This is a genomic window from Bradyrhizobium sp. MI1.10, from assembly GCF_055811035.1.
In genome coordinates this window covers 142,516-167,130 of the sequence record NZ_JBVVPN010000004.1, presented here as the reverse complement: position 1 = coordinate 167,130, position 24,615 = coordinate 142,516, and the positions used below count along the sequence as shown (strand labels likewise).

Sequence of the window (24,615 nt, the reverse complement as noted above, 5' to 3'; positions counted from 1 at the left end):
TCAGCTGAACATCAATTCGCAAGACGGTCTTTGCTCATGCGCAGGATGACCACCACACCCTCATCCGACCAGTCAAAAGTTATAGCCCCGCCAAGCTGGGCGGCCATACTTCGGTGCACCAACTTGCTTCCAAAGCCTTCGAGCTTTGTTGGAGCGACAACGGGAGGACCGCCCCGTTCCGTCCACTTGACCACGACCTCGTCCTCGTGGGCGTTGCACGACACGTCCAGGGTACCACTTGAAAGCGACAGCGCACCGTATTTCGCAGAGTTGGTTGCCAGTTCATGCATTACCAAGGCGAGCGCTGTGCTGGAAGTCTCTCCCACGTTCATCTTGGGGACCGAGACGCGAATACGAACGCTGGCTCCCTTTTCATCGTACGGAGCAAGCAGAACAGAGATGAGGTCTCCAAGAAGCGTCCCCTCTCGATTTCGTCCTGGTACCGGGCGAACAAGGTCCTGAGCACGTCCAAGAGCGATCAGGCGGCTGGTCAGCTCATGGGCCATATCTTCTTTTGATGTTGCCGAGCGTGAGCTCATTTGAGTCAGCGCCGTTGTGATGGTGAGAAGGTTTTTCAGCCGGTGACTCATCTCGCCCGCCAGCAGCTCGTTGGCTTCCTCAGCTTGCTTGCGTTGGGTTACATCCAGGAAAATACCGAACATGGTTCGATCCGCGATGTCGGCGTCGTCGCCTTGGCCCCGAGCGGAGATCCAACGGATATCGCTTCCGGTTAGAATACGAAAATCTATTTCGTAGGAGCCGACGACTGCGCGAGTAGCGGCAAATGCCGATCTCACCCTCTCGAGATCGGCGGGGTGGATGTTTTTGGACAGTATCTCAAACGTAATTTTCTGCTCGCCCTTGGGCACCTCCCAAAGGTCGTACGCGGGTTCATCCATGGTGATGGCGTCGGTATCAACGTTCCACGACCATAGAGCGACACCGGCCGCGCGAGTGGCAGCCCGGAGGTGCCTTTCGTGCCACAACGGCATCGTCACCTGGCTAGCACACATTGCGCTTTGCTTTCCTGCATATCCGGCCAAATCGGCCCCCCTGCCGACCGGTGATTGACAGATACCATACCCGGGCGAAAAGGTCTCGGTTCTATCGAAAGGGCGGGTTGAAGCCTGGTCCCGCGCCCGAGTTGGCTCAGAAGCGATCCTCCGCGAACGACCCATGAGGTTCGCCGGCGGCCATCAGCGGCGTTGTTGGTGAGCGATTACGCGTTGCTTCGCGAAACGCCTGAGTCTGCCCTTCCATGAATCAACACGGCCTCGGCAGCAGCTTCGTCGATCGCCGCCATCACGTCCGCGGTTGCGGAATGATGAATCATGTGACCCGCTCCGTCGATCCGGCGCAATTTGCTCTGCTTGATCTCGCCATGCAGCCTGACCGACTGCTTGATATCGATCATACGGTCGCCCTGACCCGCGATAATGATCGTCGGCATCTTGAGTTCAGCGTAAGCCTTCGCGCCTGAGAATGCGGCGGGGACCAACATCGTCGCTTCGGCCGCTGCGGCCCGCATCTGTGATGGACGCAGCGCCATTTCTTTCGGAAAGCCCGCGAACTTGGCCGGGACCGGCCGGGGCCCAAACAACTTGCGCAACGTCGCGGGCCACATCATCCGACCGGCTAGCGGCGAAATCGTGGAGCTGATGAGGTCCCCGAGCACCGGTAGGGCGGACAGCACTGACGCGGCGCTGTCCGAGCGGGGCGTCGGGAAATAATAGCCCGAGGCCAGCACGAGAGCCTGCACGACCGAAGGATGTCTTGTCGCCAGCGCAACCGCAACCGACGCGCCCCACGAATGGCCAAGGACAATCGCTTGAGAGACGCCGAGCTGATCGAGCGCCTTCTTGAACAGGTCCGCCTGGGCATCCGGGGTCCAGACGACGTGCCTCGGCCGCGAGCTATGCCCAAATCCGGGACGATCGAACACGATGACCCTGTAGTTTTCGGCTGCGAGATCGATCAATCCACTCGCGTCGAAATCCTGGACCAGGCTGCCATTGCCGTGAAACAAAACCAGCGGCTTGCCCCCTGCCGCGTTCCAAATAGTGCAGGCGAACGCCATCGATATCGATGAACCGACCCTGCGGAGGATTATCGCGTTGCGCTTTGTTCGCGAGCCGCCGGTTTATGATTGCGCTAGCCGCGATGAAGGTACCTGCGGCAGCAAACGCGGCGGCGCCCGGATGTCGCGTGATGGCGGCCAGGCAATCGGATAGAAGGGAGCTGGAACGTGTTCGTCGTGCAAGGCGCATGTGCATTACCTAGGTGGTCTGCACGACGCCCCATCAAATGAGAAATGTTGCAGCTGAGTTGAACGGTTCGCCGGGGTGTTCGTTCCTTGGCAGGATCGGTGCGGCGCCGGCGGCGGGGCCCAAGGGGGCAAACGTCCGCGCCATCCGCGACCTCATTCGCAGGTGCCCTGATTGGCTTACAGGAACCTGACGGAAGGGAGCAGCCGGCCCGCCGGCTGCTTTTTCGCTGGCCGAGATGCCCCGGATGATGGATGACAGCGAAGATGCGGCGGAAGCCGTGCGGTGACAGCGGAACATCCCGCGGGAAAATGCGATGCGCCTTCTAATCGTCGAGGACAATGCCGAGCTGTCACGGCTCGTTGCCGGCGGGCTGTCGGCGGCCGGCTATGAGAGCGACATCGTCGGCAGCGCGGCCGAAGCGCGCGAGGCGGTCAGCAGCGTCAGCTATGCCGCGATGATCCTCGACCTCGGACTGCCCGACGGCGATGGCCTGTCGGTGCTGCGCGAGCTGCGCCGGCAGATGGAGCCCTTGCCGGTGCTGGTGCTGACCGCGCGCGGCGGCTTGCAGGACCGCGTCAGCGGCCTGCGCAGCGGCGCCGACGACTATCTCGCCAAACCGTTCGCGATGGAGGAGCTGGTGGCGCGGCTGGAGGCGATCCTGCGCCGTCCGGGCCAGTTGCTCGGCCGCTCGCTGCGCCTCGCCAACCTCGTCTATGACACCGAAAGCCGCCAGATCTTCGTGGACGACCAGCCGCGCATCATCTCCGCGCGCGAGACCTCGGTGCTTGAGATCCTGCTGCGCCGGCAGGGCAGGGTGGTGCCGAAGAAGAACGTCGAGGACCACATCTTCGGTCTCGACGGCGAAGTCGCCTCCAATGCGGTCGAGGTCTACGTCTCGCGGTTGCGCAAGCAGCTCGCCGAGCACGGCGCCAAGGTCGTGATCCACACCATCCGTGGCGTCGGCTATCTTATGGCCGAGGAGAAATAGCGTGGCCCGGATCGGATCTCACGCCGGATTCCGCGCCGGAATCCATGCGAGGTCGCCAACGTTCAAATCGCTAATCTGGCGCATCGTGTTCCTGCACATCGTGGCGGTCGCGGTGGTCGCGATCTTCCTGCCGCTGGTGCTGTTCTGGCTGCTCAATTCCGAGATCGACCAGTTGCATCGCGATGCCATGCGCGCGCAGGCCGAGGTGTTGGCCGAGCGCATCGTCGCCCAGCCCGACGGGCTGTTGACGTTCAACCTGCCGGACAGTCTCAAGGGCCTTTATTCGGAAGCCTATGGCCGCTACCAGTACGACATTCGCGATGCCGAGGGGAATCTGCTGTTCTCGTCGCGGCGCAAGACCGGCACTGCTACGGCCGCGCCTCCGCCGCTCTCCGAAACGATTTCCGGCGCCGGCGTCACTCGCATCATCGACGGCAAGGTGATGCGCATTCGCGTCGCGGAGGACCTCGCGCACCGCGACGTCATCATCGATGACATTGTCTCGAACTTCTTCCGGCGGGTCGGGTGGATCACGATTCCGATCCTGCTGGTCCTGCTCGCCATCGACATCATCATCTTTCGCCGCGCCGTCGCGCCGCTGTGGAAGGCCTCCGAGGAGGCGAGCAATATCGGCCCGGCGCGCACCGACATCCGCCTGCCGACGGAGCAGATCCCGCGCGAGATCATGCCGCTCGTCACCGCCGTCAACCAGGCGCTCGACCGCCTCGAGGACGGCTTTCGGGTGCAGCGGCAGTTCACCGCCGACGCCGCGCACCAACTGCGCACGCCGCTCGCGATCCTGCGCACGCGGATCGAGACGCTCGGCGACGGCGCTGCAAGGCAGGCGCTGCATGCCGATATCGAGGGCATGAGCCGCATTGTCGCGCAATTGCTGGAGATCGCCGAGCTCGACACGCTGGTGCTTGATCCCGGCGAGACCGCGGATTTGCGCGCAGTCTGCGCCGAGGTGGTCGGTTCGATCGCGCCGCTCGCGATCGCGCAGCACAAGGATATCGCGCTGAGGGGCACCGAGGCGCCGGTGCTGATCCACGGCAACTCCATGATGCTCCAGCGCGCGATCTTCAACCTCGCCGAAAACGCCATCAAGTTCACCGCAAAGGACACGTCGGTCGATGTCGATGTGAGCGAGAACGGTGCGGTGCGCGTGCGCGATTGCGGACCGGGAATTGCGGAAGCCGAGCGTGAATTGATCTTCCACCGCTTCTGGCGCGCCGACCGCCAGCGCAGCGACGGCGCCGGCCTCGGGCTCTCGATCGTGCGCGCGGTGGCGGATGATCACGCGGCAACGGTTGCGGTGGAGAATCTTCCGGGCGGCGGCGCGCAGTTCACGCTGCGGTTCAGGCTGGCGGAGAAGCGGGGCGACGTTGATTTGAACGCAGTGCGGCACTGACGCTGCACCCTCGCCCCTTGTGGGAGAGGGTGGCTCGCCGCGACAACGGCGAGCCGGGTGAGGGGTCTCTCTCCGCGAGTCCGACTGCGAGTTGAATGCGCGGAGGCAACCCCTCATCCGGCGCTTCGCGCCACCTTCTCCCACAAGGGGAGAAGGAAGAGAGCGCTATTTCAGCTTGCCGGTGGACAGATCCATGATCATGCGCGTGGTCAGATAAAGGCGCGGCACGATGCTGTCGAGTTTGACATATTCGGCGTCGTTGGAATGCGCGCCGAAACCCGACAGGCCCATGCCTTCGACCACGGCTCCGCTGGTCTTCAGCGCGGCAAACGCGGCATCGGTGCCGCCGCCGGTCGCCTTCTCGTCGACCTTGAGGGGCAGTCCGATCTCCCCATAGATGGTCTTGCCGTAGGCCGCCACGCGGCGCGAGGCGTCGTTGGCCTCCAGCGGCGGACGGCGCACCTCGAATTTGAGCGCGACCTTGGAGTCGGGCAGCAGGTGATTCTTGATCTTGTCCTGCAGCGCCTTCTCCAGCTCGTCGAAATCGGCGACCTTGAGGGCGCGCGCATCGGCCTGGGCCGTGGCCTCGGCGGGGATGACGTTGCGGTTGGTACCGGCCTTGGAGACCGTCCAGTTCAGTTTCAGGCCCTGCTCCGGTTTGGACAGGTCCTTCATCTGCAGCAGCTGATGGGAGAGTTCGTACAGTGCATTGACGCCGCCCTCGGGCCGCGAGCCTGCATGCGACGACTTGCCCTGTACCGTGAGATACGCCGAGCCGATGCCGCTGGTGGCCAGCCGCAGCGTGCCGTCGGTGCCGCCGCCTTCAAACGAGAACACCACATCCTGATCCGCGGCGAACCTGGTGATGGTGCTGCGCCAGCCGGGCGACGAGATCTCCTCGTCGCCATTGGTAAGCACCGTGAGCGTGCCGTAATCCCGGAAGCTCAGCTTCTGCAGCAACGCTACGGTGTGAAGAATGAGCGCGACGCCCTGCTTGTCGTCGGCAATGCCGAGGCCGTAGGCCTTGTCGCCGTCGATGCGGAACGGTTGATCCTTCAGCATGCCCTTCAGGTACACGGTGTCCATGTGGGCGATCAGCATGATCTTCTTGCTGCCTGTGCCCTTGAATACGGCGTGTACGGCCGGGCCGATCTTCTCGGGTGTGTCGTCGAGGCGATAGACGTCGGTGGGCTGCAGGATCTCCACCGTGCCGCCGAGCTGCTTGAGCTGGCCGGCAACGCGCTCGGCGATCTGATTCAAGCCTTCGACATCCTTGCTGCCGGATTCGATGCTGACGAGATCGCGCAGCGTGTCGAGCAGCGGCTGCTGCTCCTTTTGCGCCAGCGCATGGACGTCGGCCACGACATTCGCACTGGGCTCCGCATGCGCCGGCATTGCCGCACATGCCAGCCAGAGCGACGCGATCAACGGAGCAACGAGCGATGGAGCAGGGTGGGATCGAGACATGCGTGGCGGCCCTAGGTTGGGGGGATGGCGCGGTATGCCCGTGTTTCCGGCGCTTGTCACGCGCCCGGGGCACCCGGCATGCCCGGCCGAGGCGGACGTGATGGGAAGGGCCAGGGCGCCGGCCGCCTAAGCCTAAAGTCGTAGGATCGGATGGCGTGGGAGCTGAGCATTTTTGTCCCTCACATCGTGAGGGATGGAAATCGGACGACACTTGTTCCATGCTGGCCTCCAAGCCTCGGCAAGAAGGCCCACCGTCACAATCCATCAGGGTAGGAAATCATGAAAAGACGAGATTTTATCAAGGTCACCGGGCTTGGTGCGGCGGGTGTCGCCACGCTCGCCGCTCCAGCGATCGCGCAGACGACGCCCGAGATCAAATGGCGCATGCCGACGAGCTGGCCGAAATCACTCGATACGCTCTATGGCGGCGCCGAGATGATGGCCAAGATGGTCGCGGAAGCGACCGACAACAAATTTCAGATTCAGACATTTGCCGGCGGCGAGATCGTGCCGGGCCTTCAGGTGCTCGATGCCGTGCAGAACGGCACCTGCGAAATCGGCCACACCGCGTCCTACTATTATTTCGGTAAGGACCCGACCTTTACTTTCGGCTCGGCTGTGCCGTTCGGACCGAACATGCGCATCAACCAGGCCTGGTACATGCTGGGCGGCGGCAGGGACATCCTCAACGAGTTCTACAAGAAGTACAACGTCGTCTCGCTGCTTGCCGGCAACACCGGCTGTCAGATGGGCGGCTGGTTTCGCAAGGAGGTCAAGACGCCTCAGGACTTCAACGGGTTGAAATTCCGCATCGGCGGCTTCGCCGGAAAAGTGATGGCCAAGCTCGGCGCGGTGCCACAGCAGATCGCCGGTGGCGACATTTATCCTGCGCTGGAGAAGGGCACCATCGACGCCGCCGAATGGGTCGGACCCTATGACGACGAGAAGCTCGGCTTCGTCAAGGTCGCGCCGCATTATTACTTCCCGGGCTGGTGGGAAGGCGGGCCCATGCTTCTGGCCTTCGTCAACCAGGACAAATGGAATGCGCTGCCGAAGCACTATCAGAGCATCCTCGAGCAGGCGGGGCATTACGCCAACAACTGGATGATGGCGAAGTATGACCAGTCCAATCCGCCGGCGTTGCGACGCCTGCTCGCGGCCGGCGCCAAGCTGCATCCGTTCTCGCCGGAGGTCATGCAAGCCTGCTTCAAGGCGGCAAAGGAGCTGCACACCGAAGTCTCGGCCAACAACGCGGACTTCAAGAAGGTCTACGAATCGCTGACCGCGTTCTCGAACAACGGATATCAGTGGTTCCAGGTCGCCGAAGTCGGCTATGACAACTTCATGGCGCGCAACTCGCAGAGCTGATCGCAGAGCGCACGATCGGCCCAAACAAAAAACCCGGGGCGCAAGCTCCGGGTTCTTTTTTGCGGGTGGGCCGGGCGCTATTGCTTCGGCTGGCCGAAGTCGAGCGGCGGCAGATCGATCTGGGGAATCTCGATCTTGATGCTGTTGGGATCGACGGTGGACTGCACGCCCTTGTAGTGCATCACCATCGACGGGAACATGATCACCAGAAGCACCATGATCATCTGGATGACGACGAACGGCACCGCACCCCAATAGATCTGTCCCGTCGTGACCGGCTCCATGCGCTTGCCGGTGACGCGATCCGTATAGCGCTCCTTCGGCGCGACCGAGCGCAAATAGAACAGCGCAAATCCGAACGGCGGATGCATGAACGACGTCTGCATGTTGACGCCGAGGATGACGCCGAACCAGATCAGGTCGATGCCGAGATGCTCGGCCGCGGGCCCGAGCAGCGGGATCACGATGAAGGCAAGCTCGAAGAAATCGAGGAAGAACGCCAGCACGAACACGAAGGCGTTGACGAAGATCAGGAACCCGATCTGGCCGCCGGGCAGGGAGGTCAGCAGGTGCTCGACCCAGACGTGACCGCTGACGCCGTAGAAAGTGAGCGAGAACACGCGCGCGCCGACCAGGATGAAGACGACGAACGCGGACAGCTTCGCCGTCGATTCGGTGGCCTGACGGATCAGGTCCCAGGTCAGTCGCCGCTTCGCGGCTCCGAGAATGAGGGCGCCGGCTGCACCCATGGCGCCGCCTTCGGTGGGCGTCGCGACACCGATGAAGATCGTGCCCAGCACCAGGAAGATCAGGAACAGCGGCGGCACCATGACGAAGGTGGTCTGTTGCGCCATCTTCGAGAGGAAACGGAAGCCCGTCAGCTTGTCGATGGCCCAGTTCGCGATGGCGACGAAGAACGCGAAGAGGATGCCGAAGAACATGCTGAGCACGACGAAGTCGGCGCCGTGTGTCTCCGAATTCCGCATCATGAACCAGCCGAACACACAGCTCGCCAGGAACAGCACGCCGAGCGACTTCAGGCCGCGGTCGCCGCTCTCCTCGCGGAAGCCGATCGCTTCTTTGGGAAGACCCGGCGCCGCCTTCGGGAAAATCATGGTGACGAGGAACGCGTAACCCGCATAGAGGCCGGCGAGCACCAGGCCCGGAATGAACGCGCCCTCATACATGTCGCCGACCGACTTGCCGAGCTGGTCGGCCATCACGATCAGGACGAGCGAGGGCGGAATGATCTGCGCCAGCGTGCCGGAGGCCGCGATGATGCCGGTCGCCACACGGCGATCGTAGCCGTAGCGCAACATGATCGGCAGCGAGATCAGGCCCATCGAGATCACCGACGCCGCCACGACGCCGGTCGTCGCCGCAAGCAGGGCGCCGACGAACACCACCGCGTAGGCGAGGCCGCCGCGGATGGTGCCGAACAACTGACCGATGGTGTCGAGCAGATCCTCGGCCATGCCGGAGCGCTCGAGCACCAGTCCCATGAAGGTGAAGAAGGGAATGGCGAGCAGCGTGTCGTTGTTCATGACCCCGTAGACGCGCTCGGGCAGGGCCTGGAGAAAGTCCGGGTGGAATTGCCCGAGCTGAACGCCGATGATGGCGAAGAACAGGCCGACGGCGCCGAGCGAAAATGCCGCCGGATAGCCGAGCAGCAGCACGATCACCAGCGTCGCGAACATGATAGGCGCCAGATTGGCGATAATAAACGCGGTCATGACTTCCCCCTAAACCGTCGCCAACGGCTACTTTTTTTCGATCGCTTCGACGAGGTGCTCGACCTCGGCCTCCAGTGCGGACACCTGCGACTCGTGTGGGTCCGGGATCATGCCGCGCATGATCGCAATTCGCTTGATCAGCTCGGAAATGCCTTGAACGAGCAGGAGGGCGAAGCCGATCATGATCAGCGCTTTTGCCGGCCATTGCGGCAGGCCGCCCGCATTGCCGGATTGCTCGTTGATCTGGAGCGAGCGCAGGAAGAACGGTACCCCGGTGACGATCATGACGACGGTCAGCGGGATCAGGAAGAAGATGTGCCCGATGATGTCGATGATGTTGCGAGCCCGCTTCGGCATCATGCTGTTGAAGATGTCGATCCGGATGTGCTCGTTATCGAGCAGCGTCCACGACGAGCACAGCAGGAATACGATGCTGAAAAGCACCCATTGCAGCTCGAGCCACGAGTTGGACGACGTGTCCAACGTCTTCCGAATGATCGCATTCAGCGCCGAGATGACGACGGCGACCAGGATCAGCCAAGCCAGACGCTTGCCCGTCCAACGTGTGAACGCGTCAATTCCATTGCTCAGCTTCAGGAGCGCTTGCAAGATTGGTCCTCCCCGATTTGCCCCGGCCGTCTTGACTGCGCCGAGTGGCGCGTTGGCTTGTCTCGCCGCGCAGGCATGAGGCAGCCGCACCAAACCAGCGAGTTTGCCGCCAGTCAATCGGAAGTTTGTTGATAGTTAAGGGGAATAAGCCGCGGCCGGGCAGCCGATGCTAGCCGCCGGTGACGCTCATGTGCCTGCTGACGCTGGGGCGGTCGTGGCGGCGGTCGATGATGAAATCGTGGCCCTTGGGCTTCAGGCCAATGGCGCGGTCGATCGCATCCGCAAGCAGCGAATCGTCGTCCGATGCACGCAGAGGTTTGCGCAAATCGGAGGCATCCTCGTGGCCGAGGCAGGTGTGCAGCGTTCCCGTGCAAGTGACGCGCACGCGATTGCAGGATTCGCAGAAATTATGGGTCATCGGGGTGATGAAGCCGAGCTTGCCGCCGGTCTCGGCGACGCTGACATAGCGCGCGGGCCCGCCGGTGCTCTCGGCCAGATCCGTCAACGTGAACTGCTGGGCGAGGCGCGCGCGCACCAGCGACAGCGGCAGGTATTGGTCGATTCGTCCGGATCCGATCTCGCCCATCGGCATGACCTCGATCAGCGTCAGCCCCATGCCCTTGCCGTGGGCCCAGCGCATCAGGTCGGGAAGCTCGTCCTCGTTGAGGTTCTTCAGCGCAACGGCATTGATCTTGACCGCGAGGCCCGCAGCGCGTGCCGCCTCGATACCTTCCAGCACCTTGTCGATCTCGCCCCACCGGGTGATCTCGCGAAACTTTTGTGGGTCGAGCGTGTCGAGCGAGACGTTGATGCGGCGGACGCCGCAATCGGCGAGTTCGCTGGCATGCTTCGCAAGCTGGGTGCCATTGGTGGTCAGCGTCAGCTCGCCCAGCGCACCGCTCTCGAGATGCCGCGACAGCGAGCGCACCAATGTCATCACGTTGCGGCGGACCAGCGGTTCGCCGCCGGTGAGCCGCAGCTTCTTCACGCCCTTGGCAATGAAGGCCGAGCAGAGCCGGTCGAGTTCCTCCAGCGTCAGCAGGTCCGCCTTGGGCAGGAACGTCATGTCTTCCGACATGCAGTAGAAGCAGCGCAGGTCGCAGCGGTCGGTGACGGAGACGCGCAAATACGAGATGGTCCGTCCGAACGGATCGGTCATCGCGCTCGACAGCGCGGCGCGGGAGCTCGCGGAAAGTCCGTTCATACCAAATGCCTTGTCACTTGCGGCGGCGGGAGCAGCTTTGCTTCAGCGGCGCCCTGAACGCAATCTAAGCATCGGAGGCGTCAGAGACAATTGGGGGGATGACGGAGGTCAGCGCTTGCCCGTGTTCGGATCGGGGAACGGCGAGCCCGCAGCCGGTGCGGCAGCAGCAGCCGGGGCGGTGGCGGGCGCCGCCGGTTTCGGCTTCTTCAGCCGGTGCGGCTTGCGGACCGGTTTTGGCGGAACGGCCGGCTGGAGCTCCGCGAAAACCGGGTTGGGGTCCGTGGTGACCGAGGCGGGCGTCGTGAAGTCGCCGGGGTTCTTGATGACGTTCACCGGCACGCTTACCGGCTGGTATTTCGGCAGCGCGAAAGCGACCGTGAAGGGGACGTCGGGGGCGGGAACCGATACGGAGCAGGGGGTCTTGCAGCCCTGTCCGAGCGAGGTCGTGGCGTCAGCACCCGCAGGATTGGATTCGAGCCGGACCTGGACGGTCGGCGGGGCCGATTTGAACATGTTCCAGGAAGTTGAAGACATCGAGGAGCAGCCGGCAAGGCTCGTTGCCCCGAGGACGCTCACTCCAGCTAATGAAAACGAGATGACACGACGCATGACATTCACCTAGTGCGGCGAACCGCCACACCCCGGACAAACTTAGGAGTGTCGTTCCGAGCGAGCAACCGGCGGGCCTCGCATAGTTAATAGATGGTTAACGCGGGATTTCTGCGGAATAATCAAGCTATCTCAGCTATTTGAGATCTGCCTGCGCAGTCATCAGGCTGCTGGCGGCTGCCGGCAGGTCGCGCATGTGATGGATCAGCCGGTCCGGCTTCAGCTCGGCGATCGGGACGTCCGTATAGCCGAAGCTGACCCCGATCACGGGAACTCCGGCGCGCCGGGCCACGCCGACATCGGGTCCGGCGTCGCCGACCATGATGCTGGCTTTGACCTCGCCGCCGGCCCGCGCCACCGTTTCGCGGAAAATGGTCGGATCGGGCTTTTGGACGCCAAAAGTGTCGGCGCCGCAGATCGCGGCGAAGCGTCGGCTCAGGTCGAGCTGGTCCAGCAGGCGCTTCGACAGCCATTCCAGCTTGTTGGTGCAGACCGCGAGACGATGGCCCTGGGCCGCAAAATGGTCGAGTGCGGCCTCCAGTCCCTCGAAGGGCCGGGATTCGACGGCGATATTGTCAGCGTAATAAGCGATGAAATCGGCCGTCATCCGGTCCATGTCGCCAACCGTGACGCTGCGGCCCTCGGCCTCCAGCCCCCGCTCGATCAGCTTGCGGGCGCCGGCGCCGATCATGTTGCGGGCCGAGGCCATCGGCACGGGCGGCAGCCCTTCGCGGTCGAGCACGTAATTGAGCGCGGTGATCAGGTCGGGCGCCGTATCCACAAGCGTGCCGTCGAGATCGAAGACGATGGTGTGGGGGGAGGTCATGGTCCAGCGCTACCGGCCCGGCCCCGCCCGCGCAAGGGCGGAAGCCATAAGATCACCTTATAAGGTGGGGCGGGAGGCCTGTTCCCCAGACCCTGTTCTCCGAGGGAAAACGAGGCTACACAGGCCGCCGCGAGCCTATAAGGCACGACACTCGTAATTCAGGGACGGCGCAAACGTGAATATGGACCAGTTGAAGCGGCAGGCTGCGGCGCGCGCCCTCGAGGACGTCCGTGACGGCATGCAGCTCGGGCTCGGCACCGGCTCGACCGCAAAACATTTCGTCGAGCTGCTCGGCGAGCGGGTCCGCGCTGGACTCAAAGTGATCGGCGTGCCGACCTCCGAGGCGACGCGCCTCGATGCAATCCGCTGCGGCGTGCCGCTGACCACGCTGGACGAGATCGACCATCTCGACATCACCGTCGACGGCGCCGACGAGATCGATCCCGAACTCAATCTGATCAAGGGCGGCGGCGGCGCGCTGTTGCGCGAGAAAATCGTGGCGGCCGCCTCGGATCGCATGATCGTGATTGCCGACGACACCAAATGGGTCCCGACACTTGGCCGCTTTCCGCTGCCGGTCGAAGTCATCCCGTTCGGGCTCGGCGCAACGCGGCGCGCGATCGAGAAGGCGTTTGCGGAATGCGGCGTTTCCGGGCAGATGGCGGTCCGCAACGGCAAGGACGGCCACGTTTTCGTCACCGATGGCGGCCACTGGATCGTCGATGCCCAGCTCGAAAAGATTGAGGATCCCGCCCGCCTTGCCACGGCGTTGAGCGCGATCCCCGGCGTCGTCGAACATGGTTTGTTCATCGGCTTGGCCAGCTCGGCTGTTTTGGCGGGTGGCGAAGGAATTCGCGTGATTGAACGGCGAAAGCCGAAAGGAGACTAGGAATGAAGAGCGTTTTGAAATTGTTGCCGGTCGCGACTCTCGCTGTGGGACTGGCCCTCTCGGTCGCCCCGGCCGGGGCCCAGCAGGCCGCGGCGCCGAAATCGTCGCCGGCCGCCGTCGCGGCCGCCAAGGAGATCCTGGCGATCAAGAACGCCAGTGCGATGTACGCCAACGCGGTGCCCGGCCTGGTCGAGAAGACCAAGATCGCGCTGATCCAGCAGAACCTGAACTACCAGAAGGACCTCACCGAGGTCGCCCAGATCGTCGCCCAGCAGCTCAAAGGCCGCGAGAGCGAAATCGGCGATGGCATGGCGCAGGTCTATGCCAGCGAGTTCACCGAGCAGGAGTTGAAGGATCTCGTCACCTTCTACAAGTCGCCGCTGGGCAAGAAGCTGATCGAGGCCGAGCCGCGCGCGATCGGGCTGAGCATGGCCTTCATGAACTCCTGGGCCCAGAACTTCTCCGAGACCGTGATGGGCAACTTCCGCGCCGAGATGCGCAAGCGTGGCAAGGAGATCTGACAGTTCCTATCTGATCAGAATCCGGATCATGTTCTGAAAGAGGTCGGAGTGGACAATGGCTGAATTCGACGTCGACCTCTTTGTCATCGGTGGCGGTTCGGGCGGCGTGCGTGCCGCCCGCATCGCGGCCGGCTACGGCGCCCGCGTCATGATCGCGGAAGAGTACCGCATGGGCGGGACCTGCGTGATCCGCGGCTGCGTACCGAAGAAGCTGTTCGTCATCGGCTCGCATTTCCGTCACGAGATCGAGGACGCCGCCGGCTTTGGCTGGACCGTTCCGCCTGCGACCTTCGACTGGCCGACGCTGATTGCCAACAAGGACAAGGAGATCGCGCGTCTGGAGGCGGCTTACACCGCCAATGTCGAGAAGTCAGGCGCGCAGATCGTCAAGAGCCGGGCGGTGATCGAGGACAAACACACGGTCCGCCTGCTCGAGAACGACCGGAAGATCACCGCAAAATACATTTTGATCGCCACCGGCGGCGCGCCCAATCACGGTGCTCCGATTCCCGGCATCGAGCACGTGATCTCCTCCAACGAGGCGTTTCACCTGACCAGGCTGCCGAAGCGGATCGTGATCCAGGGCGGCGGCTACATCGCGCTGGAGTTCGCCGGTATCTTCGCCGGCTTCGGCTCCGACGTCACAGTCATCTATCGCGGCGACAACATTCTTCGCGGGTTCGACGAGGATGTTCGCGCCCATGTCCGCGCCGAGATGGAGAAGCAGGGGATCACCATTCTCACCGGCTGCACTGTGACGAAGGTCGATCGGCACGGCGAAGAATTCACCACGCATCTGTCGAACGGATCGAGCCTCGCTTCCGACCAGGTGATGTTCGCGATCGGCCGCCATCCGGCGGTGGCCAATCTCGGCCTGGAGAAGGCCGGCGTCGCCATCAACCCGCGGAACGGCGGCATTGCGGTCGACCATTTCTCGAAGAGTTCGGTCGACAGCATCTATGCGATCGGCGATGTCACCCATCGCTTCAACCTGACGCCGGTCGCGATCCGCGAGGGCCATGCGTTCGCCGACACCGTATTCGGCAAGCGCGAGGTGCAGGTGGATCACGCCAACATCCCGACCGCCGTGTTCTCGCAGCCGGAGGTCGGCACCGTCGGCCTCACTGAGACCGAGGCGCGCGCGCAATTTGGCCATGTCGACATTTACAAGACCACGTTCCGCCCCATCAAGGCGACGATGTCGGGCCGCGATACCCGCGTGCTGATGAAGCTCGTCGTCGACGGTGCCTCCGACCGCGTGCTCGGCTGTCACATCGTCGGCGATGCCGCGGCCGAGATCACGCAGGCAGTCGCGATTGCCGTGAAGATGAAGGCGACCAAGGCCGATTTCGATGCGACGATCGCGCTGCATCCGACCGCGGCCGAAGAACTCGTCACCATGCGCACCCCGACCGCACGCCACGTGCGCCAGGCGGCGGAGTAAACTCCGCTCAGCCGTACAAATATCCGACCGGCTTGCCCTCGGTCCGCAGGGGACGGATGTCCCTCTGCGTGATGATCTGACCGGCGAGGCCGTCGATTTCGTCGCGTTGCGTCGGCGTCCAGCTGCGGAGGTCGTTCATGCCTTTGAGAAGGCCGAGCCGAAGGACCTGCGTGTTCTCACCGACACCGATGAGGCTTGTGGCGTTCTTGCCTGCCGTCACCACATCGCCGGCCGTGAGCTCAAAGGTCTCGCCAGTCTTGTTCTTGAATTCGGCCGTGCCGCGGATGACGCGGTAGATCACGACCTCGCCCTTGGCGAAACATGTGGTGTCCGCTGCTGCCGACGTGCTCTTGGGCAGCAGCGATTGGCCGCGTGGGTCGGTTGCGATGATGTGGCCGGTGACGAGACGGCCGCTCGGCACTTCAATGCCGATGTCGCGCACGTAAACCGGCATGGCCGATTTGACCGGGCTGTCGGTGAGCGGCTTGAACAGCGCGTCGAGCGCCAAAGGGTCTTGAAGCCAGAAGCCTGCATCGGCCGGGCGATCATGCAGAGAGTGGCTCCATGCCACCCGTGGCGTCTCGTCTTCGTTGATCTGATCCGGGCCGACAATGGTCGGGTTTGGAAAGGTCGTCGGATCGGTGATGAAGGCTTCGAGGAATTTGCCGGAATAGCCCATGGAAATCGGATCCGGCGCCACTGTTTGTGGTGTCTTCAAATTCTCTTCGGTCGACAGTCCCGACCAGGTGTAGAACAGCTGGCGGTGCACGATCGCGCTTTGCAGCATCACCGCGCCGGGGCCGACATTGTAGAAGCGCCCGTCATAGTCGAAGGTGAACGCGCCCGAGGTGACCAGCACGAGCTGAAAGCCGCCCGGTGGCAGATGAAGATGGAAATCTGTCGGTCCGGTGTCGGGCAGATAGATCGGCAGATTGGTCGCGACCTCGTGCAGCAGGAAAGTTTCGTTGTTGGCGTGAAAGCCCTCGTTGGCGCGATTGTAGAGGGCCTGCGGCCGGTACGTCGCCTCGAACTTCGCATTCCGGTCGCGGTCGATCGCCACGAAATCCCGGTCGTTGAGGCGAAGGGGGGCGCCGTCCGGGCGGGTCAGGCCGGTGATTTTGAGATCGCCGGCGGCATGCACGTTCATGGCAGTCTCCGATTCTAGGCCGCTCACCCGGTCTCTCTCGGCGCACGCATCTTGCTGCTGCAATCAGGAGAGCAGGGGATCAGGCCTGATGCTGCCTTGCGAATTTTGGGCCAGTCTCGGCGCCGCGCGGCACGGAGGCTTTGCGACCCGCCGCCACTCGAAGAAAAATCAAGGTTGCACCTGAGGTTAGATGACACGCTTCGCCAGCCTGCATGGCCATGTTCGCCCAGTCTGCAAGCCTGGCGACGAGACGTGTCTTGTCTAATTTGTCGGCATTCTGGCGCGGACGTGCAGCCGCGCCGATCAGGAGAAGTTGGCGGCCGGGTGTCTGAAGCCGTTCATTCGAAAGATCGACGCACCGTCCGCTCGCGCTTTCCGTACGGGCTGTCAGCCCACTTCGCCATGTCTGCTGCACGCGCCTCGATCAGCTCGCACCAGAGGCAGCTGAGCTCCGCACGACCTTTGGCCGAGAGCATCGGAATGAGGCCATGGCCGCAGCCGGCACAACATTTGACGCGATTCATGGTTCTCCCCGCGAGCTTCCGAATTCAGGAGCGACATTGTTGCTCCCGAAGCTTGCGCGGGCGCTATGAGGGCGTAGGGACGCTTGCCGGCGCGGCGCTCGTCCCCGAGATCGTCGCGTCTGCGATCCAGCGCGACACGGCGGCGATGTCCTCCGCATTGTCGCGGAAGGCACGAAGCTGGAATTCAGCCGAGCTGCCACGCTCGACGATGGTGCGGCAGTGTTCGACCTCGGCGGCGCAGTTCAGCGTGGCCGCGTCCCCGGCGACGTCCTCGATCACGCGGGAGAGCAGTTCGGAGATCTCGACCGGCCCCTCCCTGGAGGCAAAGATGCAATCGGTGCCGTAGCGCTGGGCTCGCCATTTGTTCTCCACCGCAATCGCGCGTTCGACCGCGGTGACCTCTTTCGACAGATGAGGTCGCAGGTAGAGATAGCGCGTCAGGCAGCGATAGAGCGAGGCAATGGCAACGGCGTCGTCGACGAAGGTGCAGGTATCGGGCGCACGCAACTCGAGGGTCGGGTGCTTCATGGATGGGCGCATGGCCCACCAGATGTGGCTTTCATCGGGGATCACGCCGGAGCGTTGCAAGGCGCCGACATATTCGTCGTAATCTTGCCTGCTCTCGAACAATTCGGGCAGGCCTGTGCGCGGCAGCTCGGAATAAGCGGCGAGCCGGTAGCCCTTCAGACCGGTCTTGTGTGAATTCCAGAACGGAGAGGAGGCCGACAGGGCGATGAACAACGGCAAATGCGGCAGCATCGCTCGCATCACCGCCGTGCGCTTTTCGGGATCGGGCAGCTGGACGTGCACATGCATGCCGCACATCAGGTTGCGGTGGCCGATGCTGCGCAGATCCTCGATCATCTCCTCGTAGCGCGGCTTGGGGCTCGGCTGCGACATGCGCCAGACCGCGGTCGGATGCGTGCCGCAGGCCATGATCACGAAGCCGTATTGTGCCGCGACGTTCGCGACTTCGCGCCGCAGGAAGCGAAGCTCTTCGCGCGCGTCGGCGACGTCGACATGAACGTTGGTGGCGACCTCGAGCTGGGACTGCAACATCTCCCGCATCGCCTGGCCGCCTGTCGACCAGTTTGCAGATTCGAAAAGCTCATTGGGGGTCTGAATCGCGACCTCCAGGCTACGGCGATCGGCGAGGAAGTATTCCTCCTCGATGCCGAACGAATATTCCGCAGCCTTGCCGCGTCCGCCGGCCGAGCGAATGACGAGGTGCTGCTTGTCTTCCGAGGAATCGAGCCGCAGCAGTTTTAAAACGTCTGATGCAAATGTCATTGTGCCACCCGGCCAAGGTATTTACCTGCGGGCGTTAATCCTTCTGACGGGGGCGGGTTCCGCGTCGAGCCCACCGGAAATTGCAAGGTCGAACGGAACAATTTTCGCGCTTTCGGACGCACGTGCGACCAGCGCGTGATTCGCGGGCACTTCCGTCCAGTCCGTTTCCTTGTCGAACGGCTCGGACACGACGATGACCTGGCCGCCAGCCTCGCGGAAATACAGCGTGTTGGCGGCATCGTTGACCGCGCCCCGGAAGGCATAGAGATCGCGGCCGTTGGCGATGGCACTGGTGAAGCGTAGCCGCTCACGAAGCTCGCCTTCGTTGACGAGATCGACGAGGGCCCGCAGCACGCGATGCGTCGCACCCAAGGGATCGGCATCGAGCCCCGCGCCCATCATGGCGAGAAATACGGCTTCCGAATCGGTCGTGCCTGTCCGCGAAGGATAGTAGGCGTCGGGGATCAGCGCCTCGACCTTGCGCCGTAGGCGATTCCAGCTGCCGACGAAACCGTTGTGCATGAACATCCAGTGGCCGCAGGCAAAGGGATGACAGTTCTGCCGTGTCACCGCCGTGCCGGTGGCGGCGCGCACATGGGCGAAGAACAGATGCGAGCGCAGATGCCGGCAGAGATAGCGGAGATTTTCGTCCGACCAGGCCGGGCGTGTTTCACGATAAAGACCAGGCTCCGGATGCTCGCCGTACCAGCCGAGACCGAAGCCGTCGCCATTCGAGCCGGCCGTCGACTGGAGCGAGCGGATGCTTTGCGCGATCAGCGAATGCTCGGGCTCGGTGACGTAGGGCTCGAAAGACGTGGTCTCGCCACGGTATGCGATCCAGCGACACATGGGAATCCTGTCAGGAGATGCTTGCTGAAATGTATCAACGAACCTGACAGGAGGATGGTTCCCGACAGCGAGTGTCGGGAACCAAGTGGTCACTACACCGGCACCGGAATCAATGGAGCAACCTCGCGATCCAGCGCGTTCTCGCTAGCTGCGAGACCTTGTGCGACGCCGACCCGGTCGGCCTCGGGACGGTTCTGGCTCATCTTGCGCTTGCCTTCGAACCGCATGACGGGAATGCGCACGCCGACGATTCCGCGCAGCTGCGCGGCGATGAAATCCGCAGGGGCATCCGTCACGGCCCAAGGCTTGGCACGCGATCCTTCGTGCCTGTTCGTGAGCCGCGTCACGGCGTCGAGCAGGCGCTCGGGCTCCTGGAAGAATTCGACCGGGCCGTAGGCATGCACCGCGACGTAGTTCCAGGTCGGCACGACCTTTTCGGTCTCCTGCTTGGTCGCGTACCAGGACGGCGTCACATAGGCGTCGGGACCGCTGAAGATCGCCAGCGCATCTCCGATCGGCGGCAGTTTCCATTGCGGATTGGCTTTCGCCACATGTCCGTACAGCACGCCATGCTCGCCTTCGCTCTCATCGAGAAAGAGCGGCAGCGGTGTGGCGACCGGGCCTTCGGTGGTGGCCGTGACCAGACTGGCGAGGCGGGCGCCGCGAATGGTCGCCCGGATGCTCTCGATATCGTCCTTGAAGGCGGGAGGGATGTACATGGTCTATCTCCGGTGTTGGTCTGGAGATAGCCGGAATCTGGCCTATAATAAACTGCCAGTTATCGCCTATTTAATCAGTCCAGTTCGGCGACGGCCTGAGCGAGAAGCCTGCAGCCGCGCTCGATCTGTGACACCTCCAGTGCCGAATAGCCCATGACGAGGCCGACTGTCTTCCGCGGTCGGCGAGGTCCGACGAACAGTGCCGAGACGGGATAGATGCCGACGCCCTTTGCATGGGCCGCCTTGATCAACGCGTCCTCTCGCTTCTGTGGCAGGTTGTCGAACCACGCCACGATGTGCAGGCCGGCGGCCGTGCCCTCGATCCGGACGCGATCCCCGAACCGGCGGCGAAGCGCGTCGAGCAGCGTGCGCTGGCGTTCGGCGTTGCGCCGGCGCACGCGTCTGATGTGGCCGTCATAGGCGCCGCTTTCCAGCATCGACGCGAGTGCGTCCTGTTCGATCAGCGGCGTGTGCCGGTCCATGATCTGCTTGGCGGCGGCGAACAGGGATCGCAGGGCGCTGGGCACCACCAGATATCCAATCCGCAAGGTCGGCGACAGCGTCTTGGAGACGGTGCCGAGATAGATCACGTTGCCGCCGCCTTCCAGCGCATGCAGCGGCGGGATCGGCTTGGTGTCGTAGCGATACTCGCTGTCGTAATCGTCCTCGATCACGTAGGCGTCGTTTGTCCGGGCCCAGGCGAGCAATTGGTGCCGGCGTCCGATCGGCATGACGCCGCCGAGCGGATATTGATGCGACGGCGTGACATAGGCGAGGCGGGCTTCGACGCCCTCGAGCCGCGTGGTCTCCAATCCATCCGCGTCGACGGGAATCGGGATCGTCTTGGCGCCCGTCGCCGCAAAAGTATGCCGCGCCATCTGGTAGCCGGGATCCTCCATCACGAAGCGGTCGCCGGCATCGAGCAGCAGGCGCGCGCAGATGTCGAGGCCTTGCTGCGAGCCGTTGACGACGACGATCTGATCGACCTCGCAGCGGACGCTGCGCGACCGCCACAGATAGCCTTGGAGCGCGGTCCGCAGCCGCAGCGCGCCGCAGGGGTCATCATAGGCCAGCCGCTCGGGCTTGCGTGCCATCGCAGCAGTCACGGCCTTCTTCCATGCCACTACCGGGAAATCCGACGGCGCGAGCTCGCCATAGCGGAAGTTGGCGACGAGCCCGCGCGGCGGCTCGGTCCAGCGCGGCGGGTCTTGAAGCAACCGGTCCCCGAAAGCCGACAGCCGCACCTTCCGCGCCGACGGTCGCGACACTACGCGCGCGTGTCCTCGCTCGACGACGGCGCGAGCCACACGCGGCCGCGCGCCATGGCGTGTCTCGATGAAGCCTTCGGCGGCGAGCTGTTCGTAGGCGATCGTCACGGTCGAGCGTGCCACGCCCATCTCGCCGGCCAGCGCGCGGGAGGACGGCAGCAAACCGTCGATCCCGTACACCCGCGCCAGGATCTGATCTCTCAAGGCCTCGTAGATCTGGCGCGCGCCCATGCGGTCGGCACGGGGCGCGGGATTGGTCTTCATCTGGGTCATCCACATTCCAAGCCGGCATTCGCCCGAGCGGACGATGTCGGAATGTGGTTCTAATCCCGTTCGCCGAGAGTTTCGACGTAAGCCTTGCCGTAGGGATGAAAATGCTCCTTGCGGCCCTGGTCCCACAGTGCCCTAAGGCCGGGCGTCGTGATGTCCCAATCCGGCCGGCACTTCATGCCGACTGCCCTGAGGTCCTGGCGGAGCTCTTCGACGGTTGGACGGCCGAAGAACCAATAGCCGTTGTAGATCTTGTGAATGACGAGGCCGGGCTCGAGCACGATCACGTGCGGAATCATCGGATTGTGGACGGGGTCGGTGTATTCGGCGATGTCGAGATCCTTCTGAACGAGGCGCCGCGAATCCGAGAGGAAGGGCCAGTGCGCTCCGACGCCGCTGCGATATTCGCTGGTCTGGGTGATGTTGTCGGTCGTGATCGTGACCATCCGGCAATAGCCCACCTCCATCTCGCGATGGAGCTGGAGCAAGCCTTCGGCCTGGCGGCGATCCTTCGGACAGTATCCGCCGCGGCCGAGCACGAGCACCATGGGAGCGCCCGCCTGCAGTTCGGAGAGCTTTCGGTGCTTGCCGGTGTGGTCGCTGAGCTCGTAATCCGGGAAGGTTACTCCCGGCATGATGTCAGGTCGCATTACGCTCTCCCAGTTTTACAGATCAATCACGACGTCGTTTCGGGGCCGTGCGCAGCAGATCAGGACATTGCCGTCCGCCGGCGGATCGAGCGGATCCGGCGCATAGTCGACCGTCCCTGCGATCAATCCGCTCTCGCAATTGTGGCAGACGCCGGTCCGGCACGACCAGCGCACGGGAACGTCGCAGGCTTCGGCCAATTCCAGCAGGCTGGCATAGGCCGGTCCCCAGCGGACATTGAGGCCGCTGCGGGCGAACGAAACCATCGGGCCGGGGCCAGGAGCGCCGACCGGCGGGTGCGCTCGCTTCTGCGGAGAGGATGCTATGCCGGGCGTCAAGGATGGTCCGGCGCCGAACAATTCGGTGTGGATGCGATCCGGTGCGATGCCCAACGTGGTGAGGCCAGCTTTCAGATCGCTCATGAAAGCTGTCGGTCCGCACAGATAGAAATCGCCGTCACGCGGCACGCTCAGGCTCTGGAGCAGGCGTGCGTCGAGATGTCCGGCTGTATCGAACGCGACATTGAGACGATCGCCCGGGTCAGGCGCGCTGTAGCAGACGTGGCTATGGTGACGAGAGAGCCCACCTAGCAATTCGCGCGCCTCGGCGGCGAACGCATGTTCGCGGCCGTTGCGGGTGCCGTGCAGCCACCACACGTCCCGCGTCGTCGCTTCAGCGGCGAGGGCGTGGAGCATCGCGAGCACCGGGGTGACGCCGATACCGGCGCTCAGCAGGACGACGGGCCCGGTGCCCGGTCGTAGCGTGAAACTGCCGCGTGGCGCACCGAGCTGCACGGCAGCGCCGTCCACCAGCTCGTCGGCGATGTAACGGCTGGCGGCGCCGTGAACTTCGCGCTTGATGCTGATGCGATAGGACGCGGCATCGGAGCCGCTCGACAGCGAATAGCTGCGCGTCATCGGCTGCGCACGGGAAGGCTCGAGCCTGATGACGACGAACTGACCGGGCAGGGCGGCCGCCACGGGATGTCCGTCGACGGGTTCGAGGATCAGCGACGTCACGTTGTCGCTTTCGGCGATCTTGCGCGCCACGCGAAAGGAACGGAATCCGCGCCAGGCCGGAGGAGCGCTCGCCGCCGGCCCAAGCCCGGCGTTTCCCGCGGTCTTGTTTTCCTTCTGCTGCTCGAGCAGCGCCTCGAATGAACGGTGCCAGCCGCGGCTCAGCGCGGGAATCCGCAGCGCGCGCTCGAGGCGTTCGTGCGGATGCGGCGGCAGGTAAAGCAACGCATTGATCTCGGACACGCTCATGCGCTCGGGTCCCACGGCGATCTGCGTGATCTCGTCACCGGCCTCGACGTCGCCTTCCTCGATCACACGAAAATAGAATCCCGGCCGCCCGTGCCTGACGAGCAGCGCGGCCATGTCCGGCTCCTCCATGCGAATACCGAGCCGGTAGCAGGTGACGCGCGGCTGGGTCACTTCGAACACCGCGGAGCCGATCCTGTAGCGGTCTCCGATGCACACGTTGGTGTCGGCGAGGCCCTCGACCGTAAAGTTCTCGCCGAACTGGCCATGAACGAGGTTCGATCGACCCAGATGCTCCTGCCAGTACCGATAGGATTCCTCCTGATAGACGAATACGGCACGATGTTCGCCGCCATGACCGGCCGTATCGCCCTGGCCGTCGCCATCGATGTTGAGCCGGCGCACCCTGCGCGGGCCTGCGACCTGCGCCTTCCAGATGCCGGTGTGGACGGTCCGACCCTGCCAGGCAACGTCGCGCGGCAGGCCGACATTGACCGAAAGCAGATTTGCCATTGCGTGTTCCCGATCTGACTGCGCGGTTCTGCCGTCATCCTTGCATTCGGATGGGGTTTTTGGCTCGTTAGTCGTTGTTAGACGTTGCGAGCAAGCCTTGCCACCGGCGGCCTTGAGGCCAATCTCAGATGGCATAACGAGAACACAGTCAAACGGGAGATCACGATGGATGATCAGGGTAAGCTGGCCGCGCTCCAGCGCCATTGGGACGCTTCGGACGCGAACGATTTCGAGGCCGAGCACGACATCTACCGCGAGGACGCGGTGCTCGACTATCCGCAATCCGGCGAGCGGATCCGCGGTCGCAGCAACATCCAGCAGAGCCGGTTCGTACAACCGAACAAGAAGCGCTTCACGGTTCGGCGCATCGTCGGCGGTAACGATCTCTGGGTAAGCGAATTCGTGCTGACCTATGACGGCGTGCCGTCCTACGTCGTGAGCATCATGGAATTCCGCGACGGCCTCGTGGCGCACGAGACGCAGTATTTCGGCGACGGGTTCGAGCCGTCGCCCTCGCGGGCGCATCTTGTCGAGCGGGTGGGGTAACACGGGCTCGGTCGCAACACGGAACCCGATGCGGCGGCTGGTCGCAGCCGCGTCGCCTTGATTCCGACAGCCCCATCTTTATGTGTGAAAGGAACAAGAATCCGGGCCCCTCTGGCGAGGACGTCGACACTGTCGGCAAAACCTCGTGATGTCGGATGACCTGTCCCGCGCGAATGCGATGGATCGGCCGATCGTCGGGCCTTCTTGAGAGCCTCTCCGACCCAATCGTCCCCATCGCAGCCC

General features: G+C 63.6%; 21 protein-coding genes and 1 pseudogene. 7 read left to right on the top strand and 15 right to left on the bottom strand.

All coding sequences use genetic code 11. The features are described 5' to 3' along the window. Nucleotides 1-11: 11 nt before the first annotated feature. Nucleotides 12-992, bottom strand: coding sequence for a sensor histidine kinase (locus AC0L3K_RS06720; RefSeq protein WP_354127962.1), 981 nt, complete (start codon nt 990-992; stop codon nt 12-14). A gap of 227 nt (nt 993-1,219) precedes the next feature. Then, nucleotides 1,220-2,267 (bottom strand): annotated as a pseudogene (locus AC0L3K_RS06715) (alpha/beta fold hydrolase). Nucleotides 2,268-2,580: 313 nt separating this feature from the next. Here AC0L3K_RS06715 and AC0L3K_RS06710 point away from each other — a divergent pair. Further along, complete coding sequence (locus tag AC0L3K_RS06710) at nt 2,581-3,255, top strand: response regulator transcription factor (protein ID WP_007592584.1); 675 nt, start codon at nt 2,581-2,583, stop codon at nt 3,253-3,255. A gap of 1 nt (nt 3,256) precedes the next feature. After that, nucleotides 3,257-4,666 (top strand): sensor histidine kinase, encoded by a 1,410-nt coding sequence (locus AC0L3K_RS06705; RefSeq protein ID WP_219683547.1) that lies wholly within the window; start codon nt 3,257-3,259, stop codon nt 4,664-4,666. A 165-nt stretch (nt 4,667-4,831) separates the two neighbouring features. On the opposite strand, the gene AC0L3K_RS06700 is transcribed toward AC0L3K_RS06705, so the two are convergent. After that, nucleotides 4,832-6,133 carry a M20/M25/M40 family metallo-hydrolase gene (locus tag AC0L3K_RS06700; RefSeq protein ID WP_354127833.1) on the bottom strand — a complete coding sequence of 434 codons (1,302 nt, stop codon included), beginning with the start codon at nt 6,131-6,133 and terminating at the stop codon, nt 4,832-4,834. A gap of 279 nt (nt 6,134-6,412) precedes the next feature. On the opposite strand from AC0L3K_RS06700, the gene AC0L3K_RS06695 reads away from it, so the two are divergent. Further along, nucleotides 6,413-7,501, top strand: coding sequence for a TRAP transporter substrate-binding protein (locus AC0L3K_RS06695; RefSeq protein ID WP_354127834.1), 1,089 nt, complete (start codon nt 6,413-6,415; stop codon nt 7,499-7,501). 77 nt (nt 7,502-7,578) lie between these two features. On the opposite strand, the gene AC0L3K_RS06690 is transcribed toward AC0L3K_RS06695, so the two are convergent. From AC0L3K_RS06690 to AC0L3K_RS06670, 5 genes are all read right to left on the bottom strand, one after another. Then, nucleotides 7,579-9,234 (bottom strand): TRAP transporter large permease, encoded by a 1,656-nt coding sequence (locus AC0L3K_RS06690; RefSeq protein ID WP_354127835.1) that lies wholly within the window; start codon nt 9,232-9,234, stop codon nt 7,579-7,581. A 27-nt stretch (nt 9,235-9,261) separates the two neighbouring features. After that, entirely contained in the window at nt 9,262-9,843 is a 582-nt protein-coding gene (locus AC0L3K_RS06685) for a TRAP transporter small permease subunit (RefSeq protein ID WP_354127836.1), read from the bottom strand. A 169-nt stretch (nt 9,844-10,012) separates the two neighbouring features. Further along, entirely contained in the window at nt 10,013-11,047 is a 1,035-nt protein-coding gene (gene moaA, locus AC0L3K_RS06680) for a GTP 3',8-cyclase MoaA (RefSeq protein WP_473365629.1), read from the bottom strand. A 108-nt stretch (nt 11,048-11,155) separates the two neighbouring features. Further along, nucleotides 11,156-11,656, bottom strand: a complete 501-nt coding sequence (locus tag AC0L3K_RS06675) for a hypothetical protein (protein WP_473365628.1) — start codon at nt 11,654-11,656, stop codon at nt 11,156-11,158. A 136-nt stretch (nt 11,657-11,792) separates the two neighbouring features. After that, nucleotides 11,793-12,482, bottom strand: coding sequence for an HAD-IA family hydrolase (locus tag AC0L3K_RS06670; RefSeq protein ID WP_473365627.1), 690 nt, complete (start codon nt 12,480-12,482; stop codon nt 11,793-11,795). Between the two features lie 175 nt (nt 12,483-12,657). On the opposite strand from AC0L3K_RS06670, the gene rpiA reads away from it, so the two are divergent. From rpiA to gor, 3 genes are read left to right on the top strand one after another with little or no spacing between them, the layout of a single operon-like run. Continuing rightward, the gene (gene rpiA / locus AC0L3K_RS06665; RefSeq protein WP_219682536.1) at nt 12,658-13,371 is read left to right on the top strand and encodes a ribose-5-phosphate isomerase RpiA; all 714 of its coding nucleotides are present in this window, start codon (nt 12,658-12,660) and stop codon (nt 13,369-13,371) included. Nucleotides 13,372-13,373: 2 nt separating this feature from the next. Further along, nucleotides 13,374-13,892, top strand: a complete 519-nt coding sequence (locus tag AC0L3K_RS06660; protein WP_219682537.1) for a DUF2059 domain-containing protein — start codon at nt 13,374-13,376, stop codon at nt 13,890-13,892. Between the two features lie 55 nt (nt 13,893-13,947). Continuing rightward, complete coding sequence (gene gor / locus AC0L3K_RS06655) at nt 13,948-15,336, top strand: glutathione-disulfide reductase (protein ID WP_473365626.1); 1,389 nt, start codon at nt 13,948-13,950, stop codon at nt 15,334-15,336. A 7-nt stretch (nt 15,337-15,343) separates the two neighbouring features. Here gor and AC0L3K_RS06650 read toward each other — a convergent pair whose 3' ends face one another. From AC0L3K_RS06650 to AC0L3K_RS06620, 7 genes are all read right to left on the bottom strand, one after another. Then, entirely contained in the window at nt 15,344-16,483 is a 1,140-nt protein-coding gene (locus AC0L3K_RS06650) for a hypothetical protein (protein ID WP_354127840.1), read from the bottom strand. Between the two features lie 587 nt (nt 16,484-17,070). Further along, a complete protein-coding gene (locus tag AC0L3K_RS06645; RefSeq protein ID WP_219682540.1) occupies nt 17,071-18,297 on the bottom strand; it encodes a carboxylate-amine ligase in 1,227 nt (408 codons plus the stop codon). Nucleotides 18,298-18,318: 21 nt separating this feature from the next. Further along, entirely contained in the window at nt 18,319-19,146 is an 828-nt protein-coding gene (locus AC0L3K_RS06640) for a class II glutamine amidotransferase (protein WP_354127842.1), read from the bottom strand. Nucleotides 19,147-19,238: 92 nt separating this feature from the next. Beyond that, nucleotides 19,239-19,865 (bottom strand): FMN-binding negative transcriptional regulator, encoded by a 627-nt coding sequence (locus AC0L3K_RS06635; RefSeq protein WP_007592555.1) that lies wholly within the window; start codon nt 19,863-19,865, stop codon nt 19,239-19,241. 74 nt (nt 19,866-19,939) lie between these two features. Continuing rightward, the gene (gene pdxR, locus AC0L3K_RS06630; RefSeq protein ID WP_473365625.1) at nt 19,940-21,406 is read right to left on the bottom strand and encodes a MocR-like pyridoxine biosynthesis transcription factor PdxR; all 1,467 of its coding nucleotides are present in this window, start codon (nt 21,404-21,406) and stop codon (nt 19,940-19,942) included. Nucleotides 21,407-21,456: 50 nt separating this feature from the next. Further along, nucleotides 21,457-22,053, bottom strand: coding sequence for a redoxin domain-containing protein (locus AC0L3K_RS06625; RefSeq protein ID WP_007592552.1), 597 nt, complete (start codon nt 22,051-22,053; stop codon nt 21,457-21,459). 15 nt (nt 22,054-22,068) lie between these two features. Beyond that, nucleotides 22,069-23,826: an MOSC and FAD-binding oxidoreductase domain-containing protein gene (locus tag AC0L3K_RS06620; RefSeq protein WP_007592549.1), complete on the bottom strand. Its 1,758-nt coding sequence runs from the start codon at nt 23,824-23,826 to the stop codon at nt 22,069-22,071. Nucleotides 23,827-23,991: 165 nt separating this feature from the next. Here AC0L3K_RS06620 and AC0L3K_RS06615 point away from each other — a divergent pair, with 165 nt between their 5' ends. Further along, on the top strand, nt 23,992-24,372 hold the full coding sequence (locus tag AC0L3K_RS06615) for a nuclear transport factor 2 family protein (RefSeq protein ID WP_007592548.1): 381 nt from the start codon (nt 23,992-23,994) through the stop codon (nt 24,370-24,372). Nucleotides 24,373-24,615 lie beyond the last annotated feature (243 nt).